Annotated in this window: 20 protein-coding genes and 3 tRNA genes; 11 read left to right on the forward strand and 12 right to left on the reverse strand. The window is 48.8% G+C overall.

Annotated features, from left to right (window positions below; genetic code table 11):
- Positions 1-233: 233 nt before the first annotated feature.
- From uvrY to GM298_RS02875, 7 genes are all read left to right on the forward strand, one after another.
- Positions 234-890, forward strand: coding sequence for a UvrY/SirA/GacA family response regulator transcription factor (uvrY, locus tag GM298_RS02845; protein ID WP_013096026.1), 657 nt, complete (start codon positions 234-236; stop codon positions 888-890).
- Positions 887-2719: an excinuclease ABC subunit UvrC gene (gene uvrC, locus GM298_RS02850; protein WP_059385038.1), complete on the forward strand. Its 1833-nt coding sequence runs from the start codon at positions 887-889 to the stop codon at positions 2717-2719. The genes uvrY and uvrC overlap by 4 nt, the downstream gene beginning before the upstream one ends.
- Positions 2720-2775: 56 nt before the next feature.
- Positions 2776-3324, forward strand: a complete 549-nt coding sequence (pgsA, locus tag GM298_RS02855; RefSeq protein WP_008500348.1) for a CDP-diacylglycerol--glycerol-3-phosphate 3-phosphatidyltransferase — start codon at positions 2776-2778, stop codon at positions 3322-3324.
- 152 nt (positions 3325-3476) lie between these two features.
- Positions 3477-3552, forward strand: a tRNA-Gly gene (locus GM298_RS02860).
- 46 nt (positions 3553-3598) lie between these two features.
- Positions 3599-3672, forward strand: a tRNA-Cys gene (locus GM298_RS02865).
- A 12-nt stretch (positions 3673-3684) separates the two neighbouring features.
- Positions 3685-3771, forward strand: a tRNA-Leu gene (locus tag GM298_RS02870).
- A gap of 276 nt (positions 3772-4047) precedes the next feature.
- On the forward strand, positions 4048-4491 hold the full coding sequence (locus tag GM298_RS02875) for a hypothetical protein (RefSeq protein WP_095451032.1): 444 nt from the start codon (positions 4048-4050) through the stop codon (positions 4489-4491).
- Positions 4492-4630: 139 nt separating this feature from the next.
- On the opposite strand, the gene GM298_RS02880 is transcribed toward GM298_RS02875, so the two are convergent.
- The 8 genes from GM298_RS02880 to GM298_RS02915 all read right to left on the reverse strand — a co-directional run bounded on the left by GM298_RS02880 (position 4631) and on the right by GM298_RS02915 (position 8690).
- Entirely contained in the window at positions 4631-5641 is a 1011-nt protein-coding gene (locus GM298_RS02880) for a tyrosine-type recombinase/integrase (protein ID WP_266153545.1), read from the reverse strand.
- Positions 5641-5868 (reverse strand): DUF4224 domain-containing protein, encoded by a 228-nt coding sequence (locus tag GM298_RS02885; protein WP_016063584.1) that lies wholly within the window; start codon positions 5866-5868, stop codon positions 5641-5643. Before GM298_RS02885 ends, GM298_RS02880 begins: the two co-directional genes overlap by 1 nt.
- 33 nt (positions 5869-5901) lie before the next feature.
- Complete coding sequence (locus GM298_RS02890; RefSeq protein ID WP_191185522.1) at positions 5902-6171, reverse strand: hypothetical protein; 270 nt, start codon at positions 6169-6171, stop codon at positions 5902-5904.
- 60 nt (positions 6172-6231) lie between these two features.
- Complete coding sequence (locus GM298_RS02895) at positions 6232-6408, reverse strand: hypothetical protein (RefSeq protein ID WP_266153546.1); 177 nt, start codon at positions 6406-6408, stop codon at positions 6232-6234.
- Complete coding sequence (locus tag GM298_RS02900) at positions 6405-6899, reverse strand: hypothetical protein (RefSeq protein ID WP_191185524.1); 495 nt, start codon at positions 6897-6899, stop codon at positions 6405-6407. The genes GM298_RS02895 and GM298_RS02900 overlap by 4 nt, the downstream gene beginning before the upstream one ends.
- A complete protein-coding gene (locus tag GM298_RS02905; protein WP_191185525.1) occupies positions 6886-7908 on the reverse strand; it encodes a chromosome partitioning protein ParB in 1023 nt (340 codons plus the stop codon). Before GM298_RS02905 ends, GM298_RS02900 begins: the two co-directional genes overlap by 14 nt.
- Positions 7908-8267: a hypothetical protein gene (locus GM298_RS02910; RefSeq protein WP_266153547.1), complete on the reverse strand. Its 360-nt coding sequence runs from the start codon at positions 8265-8267 to the stop codon at positions 7908-7910. The genes GM298_RS02905 and GM298_RS02910 overlap by 1 nt, the downstream gene beginning before the upstream one ends.
- Positions 8268-8369: 102 nt before the next feature.
- Positions 8370-8690 (reverse strand): hypothetical protein, encoded by a 321-nt coding sequence (locus tag GM298_RS02915; RefSeq protein WP_266153548.1) that lies wholly within the window; start codon positions 8688-8690, stop codon positions 8370-8372.
- Between the two features lie 401 nt (positions 8691-9091).
- Between GM298_RS02915 and GM298_RS02920 the strand changes: the two genes are divergently transcribed.
- Positions 9092-9325: a hypothetical protein gene (locus GM298_RS02920; RefSeq protein WP_266153549.1), complete on the forward strand. Its 234-nt coding sequence runs from the start codon at positions 9092-9094 to the stop codon at positions 9323-9325.
- Positions 9326-9678: 353 nt separating this feature from the next.
- Positions 9679-9888 (forward strand): hypothetical protein, encoded by a 210-nt coding sequence (locus tag GM298_RS02925; RefSeq protein ID WP_266153550.1) that lies wholly within the window; start codon positions 9679-9681, stop codon positions 9886-9888.
- Between the two features lie 34 nt (positions 9889-9922).
- On the opposite strand, the gene GM298_RS02930 is transcribed toward GM298_RS02925, so the two are convergent.
- The 4 genes from GM298_RS02930 to GM298_RS02945 form a co-directional block, all read right to left on the reverse strand.
- Positions 9923-10279 (reverse strand): hypothetical protein, encoded by a 357-nt coding sequence (locus GM298_RS02930; RefSeq protein WP_266153551.1) that lies wholly within the window; start codon positions 10277-10279, stop codon positions 9923-9925.
- 120 nt (positions 10280-10399) lie between these two features.
- Positions 10400-10951 (reverse strand): hypothetical protein, encoded by a 552-nt coding sequence (locus tag GM298_RS02935; protein ID WP_022650970.1) that lies wholly within the window; start codon positions 10949-10951, stop codon positions 10400-10402.
- A gap of 6 nt (positions 10952-10957) precedes the next feature.
- A complete protein-coding gene (locus tag GM298_RS02940; RefSeq protein WP_025760149.1) occupies positions 10958-11239 on the reverse strand; it encodes a hypothetical protein in 282 nt (93 codons plus the stop codon).
- A gap of 172 nt (positions 11240-11411) precedes the next feature.
- Positions 11412-12146, reverse strand: coding sequence for a S24 family peptidase (locus tag GM298_RS02945; protein ID WP_025760124.1), 735 nt, complete (start codon positions 12144-12146; stop codon positions 11412-11414).
- 84 nt (positions 12147-12230) lie between these two features.
- Between GM298_RS02945 and GM298_RS02950 the strand changes: the two genes are divergently transcribed.
- Together GM298_RS02950 and GM298_RS02955 are read left to right on the forward strand one after the other, a co-directional pair.
- The gene (locus GM298_RS02950; RefSeq protein ID WP_025760123.1) at positions 12231-12479 is read left to right on the forward strand and encodes a hypothetical protein; all 249 of its coding nucleotides are present in this window, start codon (positions 12231-12233) and stop codon (positions 12477-12479) included.
- Between the two features lie 21 nt (positions 12480-12500).
- On the forward strand, positions 12501-13061 hold the full coding sequence (locus GM298_RS02955) for a YmfL family putative regulatory protein (protein ID WP_416347189.1): 561 nt from the start codon (positions 12501-12503) through the stop codon (positions 13059-13061).
- Positions 13062-13219 lie beyond the last annotated feature (158 nt).

The raw sequence follows: 13219 nt of genomic DNA on the forward strand, positions 1-13219 counted from the left end.
TGGCGGCTAAAGGGTGCAGATTTTTCGTAACTTTTTGAATACAGATGCTTAAAAAAAGGCGCAAAAGCCCTGAATGCACGGACTCGCTTTCCAGGGACTGTACAGGCTAATTTCCAAAAACGAGAGCAGAATCCAATAGCGGGTTTTTTAACGTTTTAATCTTGTGAGGAAAACCGTTAATATAAACCAAATTATCACTCAGTAGCGTTATCCCTATTCTGGAGACATTTCCTTTGATCAACGTCCTTCTTGTTGATGACCACGAACTGGTGCGCGCAGGGATACGACGCATTCTTGAAGATATTAAAGGTATTAAAGTTGCCGGCGAGGCGTGCTGCGGCGAAGACGCGGTAAAATGGTGCCGCACAAATTCCGCCGATGTGGTGTTAATGGATATGAACATGCCCGGTATCGGTGGTCTTGAAGCCACACGCAAAATCGCGCGTACCTTTGTTGATACAAAAGTCATCATGCTGACCGTGCATACCGAAAATCCACTGCCTGCGAAAGTAATGCAGGCGGGTGCCGCAGGTTACCTGAGTAAAGGGGCTGCGCCGCAGGAGGTGGTGAATGCTATCCGTTCCGTGTTCGCCGGACAGCGCTACATTGCGTCCGACATCGCTCAGCAGATGGCGCTGAGTCAGATCGAACCTGAGAAAACCGAATCCCCGTTTGCCAGTTTGTCTGAGCGTGAATTGCAGATTATGCTGATGATCACCAAAGGTCAGAAGGTGAATGAGATTTCGGAACAGCTGAATCTCAGCCCGAAAACGGTGAACAGCTATCGTTATCGCATGTTCAGTAAACTGAACATTCATGGTGATGTTGAACTGACGCATCTGGCCATCCGACATGGTTTGTGTAATGCAGAGACGTTGTTAAGTCAGTGAGTGATGTGTTCGATTCAAAAGCATTTCTGAAAACCGTTACCAGCCAGCCTGGCGTCTATCGCATGTATGACGCTGGCGGTACGGTTATCTACGTGGGGAAGGCGAAAGATCTCAAAAAACGCCTCTCCAGCTATTTTCGCAGCAACCTTGCCTCCCGTAAGACCGAAGCGCTGGTCTCACTTATTCATAATATTGATGTTACCGTCACGCACACTGAGACCGAAGCGCTGCTGCTTGAGCACAACTATATTAAGCTCTACCAGCCGCGTTATAACGTGCTGCTGCGTGATGATAAGTCCTACCCGTTCATTTTCCTGAGCGGCGACACCCATCCTCGCCTCGCCATGCACCGCGGTGCAAAACATGCGAAGGGTGAATATTTTGGGCCGTTCCCGAACGGCTATGCCGTGCGTGAAACGCTGGCGCTGCTGCAAAAAATCTTCCCGATCCGTCAGTGTGAAAACAGCGTCTACCGTAACCGCTCGCGGCCGTGCCTGCAGTACCAGATTGGGCGCTGCCTTGGGCCCTGCGTGGCCGGGCTGGTGAGCGAAGAAGAGTATGCCCAGCAGGTGGAGTACGTGCGCCTGTTTTTAGCCGGAAAAGACGATCAGGTGTTAACCCAGCTGATTGAACGGATGGAAAAGGCCAGCGCCGCGCTGGAATTCGAAGAGGCCGCGCGCATCCGCGACCAGATCCAGGCGGTACGCAGGGTCACGGAAAAACAGTTTGTCTCCAATAGCGGGGACGATCTCGACGTCATCGGCGTGGCCTTTGACGCCGGAATGGCTTGCGTGCACGTTCTCTTTATTCGCCAGGGCAAAGTGCTTGGCAGCCGCAGCTATTTCCCGAAAGTGCCTGGCGGCACCGAACTGGGTGAAGTCGTGGAAACCTTTGTCGGCCAGTTCTATCTGCAGGGGAGCCAGATGCGCACGCTGCCGTCTGAGATCCTGCTTGATTTCAGCCTTGATGATAAAACCCTGCTGGCCGATTCGCTTTCCGAACTTGCCGGCCGTCGGGTCAATGTACAGACCAAACCGCGCGGCGACAGGGCGCGTTATCTGAAGCTGGCGCGCACCAACGCGGCGACGGCACTGACGACGAAACTGTCTCAGCAATCGACGGTAAGCCAGCGTTTAACGGCGCTGGCGACGCTCCTGAAGCTGCCGGAAGTGAAGCGTATGGAGTGTTTCGACATCAGCCATACGATGGGTGAACAGACGGTAGCGTCCTGCGTGGTGTTTGATGCCAATGGCCCACTGCGCGCGGAATACCGTCGCTATAACATCACCGGCATTACGCCGGGAGATGACTATGCGGCGATGAATCAGGTGCTGCGCCGTCGGTATGGTAAAGCGATTGAAGAGAGCAAGATCCCGGATGTGATCCTGATTGACGGTGGGAAAGGGCAGCTCGGCCAGGCGAAAGCGGTCTTTGAATCGCTTGACGTCAGCTGGGATAAAAACCATCCGCTGCTGCTGGGTGTGGCAAAAGGGGCCGATCGTAAAGCCGGTCTGGAGACCCTGTTCTTCGAGCCGGAAGGTGAGGGCTTCAGCCTGCCGCCGGACTCCCCGGCGCTGCACGTCATTCAGCATATTCGCGACGAGTCCCACGACCATGCCATTAGCGGCCATCGCAAAAAACGCGCGAAGGTGAAAAATACCAGTACCCTGGAAACGATTGAGGGCGTGGGGCCGAAACGTCGCCAGATGCTGCTGAAATATATGGGCGGATTGCAAGGATTACTCAACGCCAGTATGGAAGAAATTGCAAAAGTGCCGGGTATTTCGCAAGGGCTGGCAGAAAAGATCTACTACTCGTTGAAACATTGAGGGCTCTGTAGCAACATAGAGCTAAATTTTACTGACAACAAATAGTTACCGTCACTATGCAATATAATATCCCTACGTTGCTCACTCTCTTTCGTGTCGTACTCATTCCATTCTTTGTGCTGGCGTTTTACCTGCCGGTTGTCTGGGCGCCTTTCGCCTGCGCACTGATCTTCCTGATTGCGGCGGTTACCGACTGGTTTGATGGCTATCTGGCCCGTCGCTGGAATCAAAGCACCCGTTTCGGTGCCTTCCTCGATCCGGTAGCGGATAAAGTGATGGTGGCTATCGCGATGGTGCTGGTGGCCGAGCATTATCATACCTGGTGGGTAACACTGCCGGCGGCAACCATGATCGGCCGTGAGATCATCATCTCCGCGCTGCGCGAGTGGATGGCGGAACTGGGGAAACGCAGCAGCGTGGCGGTCTCCTGGATCGGTAAAGTGAAAACAACCGCGCAGATGGCGGCGCTGGTCTGGATGCTCTGGCGTCCAAACGCCTGGGTTGAATGGGCGGGCATTGGTCTGCTGTGGGTGGCGGCAGTGCTGACGTTGTGGTCAATGCTGCAATATTTGAACGCCGCGCGTGGGGATTTGCTTGATCAGTGATCGTTTCGCCGTAATTTTCAGCAAACGATCCGGGGATGCAAAAAATAACGTTGACTCATAACGTCATATCAGTAGAATGCAACGCATCGAACGGCGGCACAGCAAGCCGGACGATAATGAAATCAAGTGGTTAGACGTTTACTTGATGACATGCGGGAATAGCTCAGTTGGTAGAGCACGACCTTGCCAAGGTCGGGGTCGCGAGTTCGAGTCTCGTTTCCCGCTCCAGATTAAAGACATGCGCACTAGCGGGTGTCAGTTTGAAAAGTTTTACGGCGCGTTAGCAAAGCGGTTATGTAGCGGATTGCAAATCCGTCTAGTCCGGTTCGACTCCGGAACGCGCCTCCACTTTCTTCCCGAGCCCGGATGGTGGAATCGGTAGACACAAGGGATTTAAAATCCCTCGGCGTTCGCGCTGTGTGGGTTCAAGTCCCACTCCGGGTACCATGGGAAAACTAGAATAAAATCAATGATAAGCAGTGTCGTATAAACCACCGAAAGGTGGTTTTTTATTGCCCATTTTTCGCCATTCACCATTCTTTCGCCATTCCGTTTCGCCATTCGAAAATTTTTACGGTGAAATGCCTGAGTACAAGTTAAATTTTACTTCAGGTTATACATTCTTGCTCTATGATGGTGTTCGTGCAAGTTAACGAGAAGCCGAACTCGACATTAATACAAGTAAAATATCTCTCTAAGCATAAAATTTAAGGAGAATTTTTAATGCGTGCCTTCACTTCAGTAGTTTTGTTCTTGTGTTGTATTCTCATTCCTGTCCATGCGGAGGGTTGGTACATCAATAAACGTGGTGAGCCGACAGTCATGTCAGATGACGGGTATTGGTACATGCTTCTTTCAAGGTCTGCAAAAGGTGATGTGAATGCTTACCTGCTGCCTCGTAATGGTATCGAGTGTAAAGCATCTGGCAGTTCATCAAGCATGTATGTCAATGGAACTAAATTGCGTTGGTGGCAGAACTGCGACCCGTCTATGGGAATGTATTGGTACGCCTATACACAAGCAGGAATAACTCATCTCATTGGTGAATTTATGCGTCGTCAAACAGTTACCATCCGTGACGGTAGCTTAACAATTGTTTTTTCTGCGGTAGGCTTTAATGACAAAGCCCGACAGTTTATCGACGATCTCGCGGATCCTGGGTTATAAAATGTTAAACATAAGCGATTTTTAAACCTTCAAGTAAATACGCCCTTACTCTAATTCGATAATGCTAACTGAATGTGATTATTCAAATAGGAATGCTTATTTGAAGAGTCTTGGTTCTTTTAGGAACTTGAGGAGGGCATTACTGCCCCCCGACCACCGGTACTACAGAAATTTTTCGGTTATATCTCGCCGTTTGTGATGCATTTTTATGACCTGAAATTTCCTGCTTCTCATGAAGTGTTCCTTCCAGATCGGATATCCCTTTAGCTTTCAGATCATGGAACGTGAAGTTAAATTCGAGCTCAGGAAATTTTTCAGCGGCTAACTTTTTTGCTTTCATCCACTGAGCATTAAATGCATCTCGTGTGTAACGAGAACCTGACGACTGGTGGATCACATACAGGCTTACCATTCCGCTGTTTAACGGAAGTGAATCTGCCAGGGTGACCGCATTAGATAGGCGTACTGTCCAAGCCTTAATCTGACTTACTGCCGTCTTGCTTTGCTGAATTAGAATTCCGTCATCAAGTATCTGACTCTTTTTAAGATCCAGAATGTCACCCTGACGGGCGCAGCATAAATAGGCCAACTCCATGGCAATCTTAACCGGTAACGATGAAACGCTGAAAAGTGCATCATATTCTTTGTCCGTGACGTATCGGGTGCGTGCCTGCTCCTTAAATTGCTTCACACCCTGGCATGGATTCATCTTCACTTTGCCACGCTCATATGCCCACCTGAACACCCTCGACATAAACGCTTTTTCTCGGTTAGCCTGAACCCTGCTTTTAATACCTCTCTTATCCATATACTTCCTGATATGCTCAGGCTTAATGTTGTCCGGTTTCATCTTCCCGAAAACAACATTTACCTTTGCGCCATACTTTCTGTAGTCCTTTCTGGTTTCGGTGGCCAGTTCATGGAAGTCACCAGAGTTAAAGAACTCTTCGCAAAGTGCGTGGAAATTGGAACCTACCTTGATATCGTTGATAAAATTTTCATAGGCTGCCCAGACCTGAGACTTAGTGAGATCGTGGTTGCACAATCTTACTGTTCTTCCGTCAGGCGTTCTGAACTCATAGGCTGATTTGCCGCGGCGAACGCGGGGTGGCATCCAGTTATCATCTGGGTTTTTGCGGATTCTGGGCATTACATGTCCTTAAAGTTTGGTTCTTCTTCCTCTGGATTGTTCACTACCAGCTTGAGGCCTGCAGGGTTAGTTACATGATCCCATGTAGTGCCTGGCCTGCCGTCTTTTCGTGGCACGAAAAATACACCGCTTTCTTTCAGCGCTCGGCACTGAAGAGAAGGGCGACGATAACCAGTAAGCTGATAGAGGTCATCAGGGGTAAGAAAACGTTGGCTTTGTCCGCTCATCGTATAGTTCTCCACTTAACCGGCTGCACCCGGCTATCTCTTATAGAAAATGCAAGATGAGCAACCACCACGAAGCCCATCATTGCAGGAACGACATCTTTTTGTTTCGGTGTAATAGAGCTGGTGGGCCATTTCCTTTGGCATGAGAACAGGCATCGGCACGCGGATGACTAGCTTTTTGAGCCTGTCGATCTCTCCGGCCAGCTCCAGCAGACGGAAGCGGCAATCCTCAGCCTCTTCACGCCACCAGGCTACATCCGCTTTAAGGCGGCGCATGCGCCTCTGTTTTAGTTTGCTCACCATGTCAGCCACCCATAAATCACTGCCATACACAGAATGGCCAACATCACTATGTAGAATGGGTTAGGCATCACGCTTCTCCTTGGGGGGCGCATCCAACATGACGCGCTCCATGCGGCGACCACATGCCAGGCGAACCCGGCGAGCAATTTTCTCGATCACTAAGGCTGGCTTACCGAGCAGTGAGCAGATAATCAGGTTCGGCAGCACCACGGTGATTACGTAACGGTTGAAGGTCACGTCTTCACCTCCTGCTGCTGTGCTGCATAAAGCGCCTGACTACTCCATCCTGACCACAGCGCCCCTTCTGCTCGATCATCATCCTCTGGGCGAACAAGCGTAACTTCGCTTGGATATTTCCTGTGTGACCACAGCCAGGCTACGGGTTCGGCATTGGCTGGTGATGGTGGGGCGGTGTAAAGGCGCTCAATAATGCAGTTTTCAATTTCGAAAGCGTCTGGTTGGCGATGATCCGTATAATCCCAGCTCTCACTACCTATAGCAGCAAGTGTTTTTAACTTTGTTCTGAATGCCACAGCCTCCGCTTTGAGCGTTGCCATCGCTGCAGCATCATTTCGAACATTACGCAGTTCCAGAACGGCAACCTGAACTGCATAAGCGAACATAGCAGTAGGGCGGTCACCTTGTTTTTCACTGTCGCGCTGCATGTTGACCGCAACAGTCATCAGTTCATCCAGTTGTTCGCCGGTCATTGGTTTATTGGCTGTCATGATTATTTTCCTGCTGCAGTTTGTGTTGCTTAACGAAGTGGGCCACGGCCTTTGACTGGCTGGTGACAACCCCATTCAGGATGACATTCTTTCCGCGATAGATTTGCGCTGTGCCGATCTCAATCCCTTCCAGTTTCACGTAAAGCGTTTTGCCTACCACCTCTGTTTCAGGCACTGGCTGTGAAAGGCGGTATGTTTCACGCGCTTCTGCAATCGCTTTGTGTTCATCCATAATGGCCAGCGCTTCTGCAAGGGCAGCGCCTTCTAAAGTGAAAACACCTTCATCACTGATCGTGGCCTGGGCCATCAGCTCAACGAAACGGCGTGCGTTCTTTACGCTGAGTTCCGGAGCGATAGAACTGCGGGTAACTTTCGTTTTGCCCTGGGCAGCCGCTACAGCCTTATCATGCTGTAGAACTTTTCCGGCCTGTTCGCCATACTCCATAACGCGATCAACAGCGACATCGACTGACACAGCACCGGATTTAACTTCCTGCTGAACGTCATGGTTAGCCGTGCTAAGGAGAAGCAACTTCTCTACGGTGGCCACTGACTTGTTAACCAGTTTCGCTATTTCGCTGGTGGTCTGGTTGAAGGCGTTATGCAGCTCCTGGATGACTGCAGCCTGTTCCATATCGGAGAGCGGCAACTGGTTGTTACTTGTCATGATGCGAGCCAGGCGCTGCACATCATTACCGTTGAACGGCATGATGTGAATGCGGTCTACTGGCTTACCAGCCTCAGCGCAGCGAGCATAGCAACGACGGCGACGGTGACCTTCAACAACCCACACACCACCTTCATCACGTGCGATAACTTCCAGCGGTGGAACTGATCCGCCGTTCATCAGGTAAATAAACAGGTCATCATCAGCCTGGCGGGTGCGTTCATCATCTTCACGCTTGTTGAAACCTTCACGAACGTGGATATCTGAAAGAGCGATAAACATCCCGGTATCGGTGCGCTTAATTACACCGGCCTTGGTCATTTGCTTGAATGAGTTAGCCATTAGAGAACAACCTCGTTATTCAGGGAAATGACGACAGGAGCCAACTCACGAAGTTCTCGCTGAGCTTCCAGAAGATGCATGTTGGTAGGCGTTTTTGTGTGGCGCTCTTCGATGCGGTCGCACTCTTTGGCCCAGCAGGTAACATCCTCTCGCAGGGTGGCGTTCTGCTCAGCCAGTTCCTTACGCTGCGCCAACGCTTCACAGAGGGCGACGCTGGTAACATCAAGGCGTGTAGCCAGTTCGTTAACCATCCAGCCGTAAGCGGCAGGGAGGAGAGGGGCGGCCTTACGAGCTGCGTCGATAAGCTGCTCTCTGGTCATGCGTGGTTGTAACTCGGTGACGTTCTGTGTGTTCGTCATGGATAGTTTCTCCGTGTTATACGCGCTCTGCACAGCGCTGAATTTTGGTTGCACGAATCCCGGCACTTGAATGTTGCCAAATTCGTAATTATTCATTAGGTATTAAAAATATTCGCGATTATCAGAACGAACGCGTTCGAGAATAATTTTTGCTTCATCCAAGGTTGGTGCAAGCAAGGCTTTCTCTATCGCTCTGGCAAAACTAATCGCATCGCATTCGTAACTGTCTGCCCGTGATTCCCAATCAGATGCCTCTTCTTCAGCAGAAAAAATACGGTCATCGTATTCATATTCCAGTTCGTGGCGAACCTCAGCGCGAAGACTTTCACGAATAATGTCTGACGCTTCTTCAAGTGGAAGGATGACCAGTAAATTTTCGGGCTGATAAGTACCATATTTAACAGCCAAATCATTTGCAGACATGCTACCTCCAGAAAAAGCGCCCGCCGCTGAGCGGGCAAATAACATTTTTCCAATCCAACCAGAACAGGCTCATCGTCTCCTGTTGGTTGAGATGGCGTTATTACCATCACCAAGCACCCTGAGGATGCTTGAGGCTGGCAGCCACAATCGACACTGCAATGTCGACACGTTACTTCTCCACAATTGAGAGCGCGTTCTCCTGAGTTGATTTAACGACTACGGCCTCTCAAGTTGAACGCTGAACGCGCTTTCAGTTGTGTAAAAGGAGCGGTCGACATTAAGAACATACAAAACTGCCGACCGCCAAGACTACACACAGCAATGAAACTTATGCCTGTCTTTTCACCACATCAGGCTCGGTGGTATTCTTGGAGTTCTCACACAGCCAAGAAGATAAACCTATGAATAACGATATTATTGAGTTAAGACTCACTTCTATTGAAGCTGCTATTAAGACCATTTCAGCTGCAATATGTGCTAACGAGGGTCCACTATCAGATGACCTTCATAACCAAATACAATTATTGCGCGATCAACTTTCAAGCCCAGAAAACACTGTTAAACAGGAAGCCATCACCTACCAGACCATTAAGCTTCTGGATTCGCTAAATTGCGACCCGTGGGATCCGTTTTAAAAAACTTCTCGTTGAAGGCCGCCATTTTTGATTGGGATCGAGCCCTTCGTTCGGCATGAAGGGTATGTTGCATGTCCGAAAGAGCGCTAAAAACGGCAGCATTAAATGCAAGGAACTGTGATTCATCACTGCACTCGGCAGTAGTTTTTCCGTCAACTTTCAACTCTATCTTCATGCCTGCCACCACAATGTTCGCTGCTGATGAATACATAATTAACCAATAGATAATATTTGTAAATAACCATTGGTTAATTATTTGGGTTGAAACACAGTAATAATCTGATTTTTAATGTTATTTATTTTTCTCAGATAGTGGTGCTATGATTAAAAAAACATCAAAAAGGTGAGCGATAATGGATTTGGACGATGAAAGGGTGAGCATGATTGTTCATGCTATGGGCAGGGCGGTTATGGATTTATCGCTATCAGATCAACCAGTGACGAAGGAAGCTATCATCGAGAAGTTGGAACAATATCGCAGAGAAACAGGCAATGTGATCGGCAAGGGAGTTAACAGGGATGCTGCGGAGATAGTGAGGGAAGGTAGCAAGGCTGTGAAGTAGGTACAAAAACCCGGCCCAATGGCCGGGGATTCATTTAGTTAGCGTTCTCGCAACCTGGCTGTCCACGGTCGATAACTTCGGTTCCCTCTACAATAAATCCGAATTTACCGAACAGGAAAGAGTGGTTGAATTGAGTAACAACAACGTCAGAAAGAGCAACAGAGCATCTGTTCTTCTCAATAGCACGATCAATTGCCGTTTTCACATTCGGGATTCCCAGAGGGAAAATCACGACTGGGGCTGAGTCTTCTGCGGTTACGCGCGCGCCTTTGACGAAATTGTTTGAGTTAAGATTGTAGTTTTTAGTGCTAGCCACAGTCAGATCAGCTACACGTGAGCTACACCCAGCCAACATCATTACCCCAAGAGCTAAAGCCAAAACCTTTTTCATTTTTTGTTTCCTTTGATTGCAATCGGAAACATCTTAACATAAAGCTAGGGCTTTGGAGATCACCTGTTCTAAGGGCTTTCAGGCATTAAAAAACCCGGCGCGGTGGCCGGATTTGCTAAATTACTGACCTTTCTTAAGGTACAAGTTTAATAGGAAAAATATAGTTGGCATAGCAAGCGAGGCCAAGAGAACCCCGAGCATCCATACTTTTACATCTGCTATCTTGGTTTCCAAAGCGGAAAATTTAGCTTCAAAGTAGTCAACCGATGGTTTCTTAGATAGTGAAGCATCAAAATCCAGGCTCTTCTGTAAAAGTACAGCGGTGTCTCTTTTGGCGTCAGTAGAATCAGAAGATATTTTCCGGGTATCCTCTTTAATTCCTGCCATGCTGCTCTTGATGTGCGCAACTTCAGCTTCAAGAACTGCTAATCGCTTATCCATGTCGTCGCCTCCATCATCACTTGTTGTTTGAATGATCTCAGTATCATCCATCACAACCGATGTGACAATCCGTTTTTCTTTATCTGAAGCAGCAACAGAACAAGCTTTCATCAAAAGCGTTGCTTGGCTTGATGCTACAGAAGAAAATTCCAGCCCTACTGTAGATCCATTCTTATCAGAGTAAGCAATTACTAGCTTTCCCTCATCCAAAGATGATTGAGCTGCATTCATCAGCTTTTATTCCTCGAACATGCTTTTCAAGGACTGATAGAAATCGAAGGCCTTCTGTTTACTTAAAGTCACGGACGCAACCTTAGTGCGTTGCATTCCTGCCACTGCGATTTCGCCATTCATATGGCCGATGACTGGGGTGCTATTGAGAAAAACGAAGTTAAAAACTTCGTAGCCATTGTTATCCGTTCCGATGGTTACAACCCCATCAGCATTAGTTTCAATATAATTTTTGGACTCCAGTACATCATTGATATGTGCTAAGGCAACCTCTTGTTTATCGCTCACTTATGTTCTCCTGAACCAACAAAATAGGTAAAAATCTTTTCAAATTCATTAGATTAATTTGCATAAAAAGCACAGGGAAAAGTTGGCTTACCAGCCATGCGCTGACCAGAACATCTTTCCGCTCACACCAGCCGCAGCTTCGTCTCTATCCAAAAGTCTCTTCCGGCCACTGCTACAGTTTGTTGTAAGCTATCGATTCGTGAATAAGCGCTTTGCCCATGATGTAGAGTTGGTCCTGATTCTCTTCTGTTACATACCAGTCTTTGTATGCCGGGTTGTCTGAAAGTACGGCTAACTGTAATCCCTGCATTTGCAGACGCTTGACATGAAAGTGTTGCCCGAAAACAAATGCATAAACTCCGTCAACCTTGAAGTTCCTCACTGACACATCAAAGAAGAGGCGGTCACCAGATTGAATCGTTGGGCACATGCTGTCACCGTCTACAGTCATGACCTTCACATCGTGCTGAGGTCGGTTACCAAAGAGGGAGCGCGCATGTTCACCTGTGAACTCAATAGCATGCAGAACTTCTACAAACTCAGAAATCATGAACGAGCCTGGGCCCGCACTGACAGTCAGGTCGAGAACGTCGACGCGGTAAACATCCTGATCAGAATTATTAACCATACGTTTCACTTCCCCTGAGTCTGTGGGCTCACCTACACCGTACTCCAACCATTCCGCACGGACACCAAGCACCTTGCTGAGGGCTACTATTTTCTGACTGTCCGGTATGGCTTGGGCATTGAACCACTTCCAAACTCCGGGTGTAGTTATCTCTACCCCAGCTTTATTAAGCAGGTCCGCAAGGTTTTTATTTCTTCCGCGCCCCGTTAACCCTGCAAGCTGGCAAACGTGCAGTAATCTGGCTGTGAAGCCTTCTTTTGTTTCGTCTCTTTTAACCATTAGTTAAATATCCGGGAACTTGACTTTACTGTCAGTTAATATTTAATATTAACTTGTGGTTAATTTTATGATTCAGGAGAGCTAATGAACGCTGTCGAGATTGCGGTTAACGCTGTTGGTGGACAAACAGCAGCAGCAAAAATTTGTGGTTTATCCCCGGTAGCTGTTCACAGGTGGGTTAAAAACACCTGCCTTCCGCGCACCGAATACACAAAAAAAACGAAATATGCAGAACTACTTGCAGCTAATTCTGCGGGGAAATTCACTGCTGATTGGTTACTGGAAAACGCCAATCCCGATCGCCCTGAAAAGGTAAATGATTCAGCGGCATAACATAACCACAGAAAAGAGGATATGACCGTGGGTATAGAACCTGAATGGAAAGTTGAGAAGCAGCCAGCCTGGCTGGTGGCCGCAATCAGGAAGACGATTGCCGCGTTGCCTGGCGGATACGCTGAAGCGGCGGAGATTCTGGACGAAACCCAGAACTCACTCTTTAACCGCCTTCGTGCTGGTGGCGACCAGATCTTTCCAATGGGCTGGGCAATGGTGCTTCAGAGAGCTGCTGGCGTAAGTTACATCGCTGACGCGTACTCTCGTGAAACTGATAACGGAATTCACGTTCCCGGCGCCGTGCCTGATGATGGAAACGAAGAGATTGGCCTGAAGCTGGCCGAGCTGGTGGGAAGGCTTGGTGAGCTGGTCAATGCTTACCGTCATTACATTGAAGATGGTGTAGTTGACCGGAGCGAGTGGCAAAGTCTTAACGATATCGCATATCAGTTCAGGGTTACTCTCATGACGTTCCTGAACCTTATTTCCCGTGTTTATTGCCTCCCAGAAGAGGGTGAGGCCCGCGAGTGTGCAGCTCCGGGCCCCTTGGCGTGTCGTATCAGTGGAGAAACTAACGCATGAACAGTGTAACGGTAAACAACCGTCTCCCGCAACTACGTGGTATTCCCGTTATTGGAACCTCGTCGTTTCGGTATGAGCGGATGGTATCAGGCCGCTGGGTTCCATGTAACCACAGCAGGGCTATGGCGATTGTGGGTGTCTGGCGTAGGAAGGGGAGA

This window comes from Enterobacter sp. HSTU-ASh6, assembly GCF_026319105.1.
In the GTDB taxonomy this organism is placed as follows: domain Bacteria; phylum Pseudomonadota; class Gammaproteobacteria; order Enterobacterales; family Enterobacteriaceae; genus Enterobacter; species Enterobacter sichuanensis.

What these genes read in the sequence shown, in the direction of transcription:
- GM298_RS02910 (WP_266153547.1), bottom strand. Translation starts at nt 8,267, where the DNA reads ATGACGAACACACAGAACGTCACCGAGTTACAACCACGCATGACCAGA.
- pgsA (WP_008500348.1), top strand. Translation starts at nt 2,776, where the DNA reads ATGCAATATAATATCCCTACGTTGCTCACTCTCTTTCGTGTCGTACTC.
- GM298_RS02905 (WP_191185525.1), bottom strand. Translation starts at nt 7,908, where the DNA reads ATGGCTAACTCATTCAAGCAAATGACCAAGGCCGGTGTAATTAAGCGC.
- GM298_RS02900 (WP_191185524.1), bottom strand. Translation starts at nt 6,899, where the DNA reads ATGACAGCCAATAAACCAATGACCGGCGAACAACTGGATGAACTGATG.
- GM298_RS02875 (WP_095451032.1), top strand. Translation starts at nt 4,048, where the DNA reads ATGCGTGCCTTCACTTCAGTAGTTTTGTTCTTGTGTTGTATTCTCATT.
- GM298_RS02885 (WP_016063584.1), bottom strand. Translation starts at nt 5,868, where the DNA reads ATGAGCGGACAAAGCCAACGTTTTCTTACCCCTGATGACCTCTATCAG.
- GM298_RS02880 (WP_266153545.1), bottom strand. Translation starts at nt 5,641, where the DNA reads ATGCCCAGAATCCGCAAAAACCCAGATGATAACTGGATGCCACCCCGC.
- GM298_RS02930 (WP_266153551.1), bottom strand. Translation starts at nt 10,279, where the DNA reads ATGAAAAAGGTTTTGGCTTTAGCTCTTGGGGTAATGATGTTGGCTGGG.
- GM298_RS02915 (WP_266153548.1), bottom strand. Translation starts at nt 8,690, where the DNA reads ATGTCTGCAAATGATTTGGCTGTTAAATATGGTACTTATCAGCCCGAA.
- GM298_RS02920 (WP_266153549.1), top strand. Translation starts at nt 9,092, where the DNA reads ATGAATAACGATATTATTGAGTTAAGACTCACTTCTATTGAAGCTGCT.
- GM298_RS02950 (WP_025760123.1), top strand. Translation starts at nt 12,231, where the DNA reads ATGAACGCTGTCGAGATTGCGGTTAACGCTGTTGGTGGACAAACAGCA.
- GM298_RS02890 (WP_191185522.1), bottom strand. Translation starts at nt 6,171, where the DNA reads ATGGTGAGCAAACTAAAACAGAGGCGCATGCGCCGCCTTAAAGCGGAT.
- GM298_RS02945 (WP_025760124.1), bottom strand. Translation starts at nt 12,146, where the DNA reads ATGGTTAAAAGAGACGAAACAAAAGAAGGCTTCACAGCCAGATTACTG.
- GM298_RS02925 (WP_266153550.1), top strand. Translation starts at nt 9,679, where the DNA reads ATGGATTTGGACGATGAAAGGGTGAGCATGATTGTTCATGCTATGGGC.
- GM298_RS02935 (WP_022650970.1), bottom strand. Translation starts at nt 10,951, where the DNA reads ATGAATGCAGCTCAATCATCTTTGGATGAGGGAAAGCTAGTAATTGCT.
- GM298_RS02955 (WP_416347189.1), top strand. Translation starts at nt 12,501, where the DNA reads ATGACCGTGGGTATAGAACCTGAATGGAAAGTTGAGAAGCAGCCAGCC.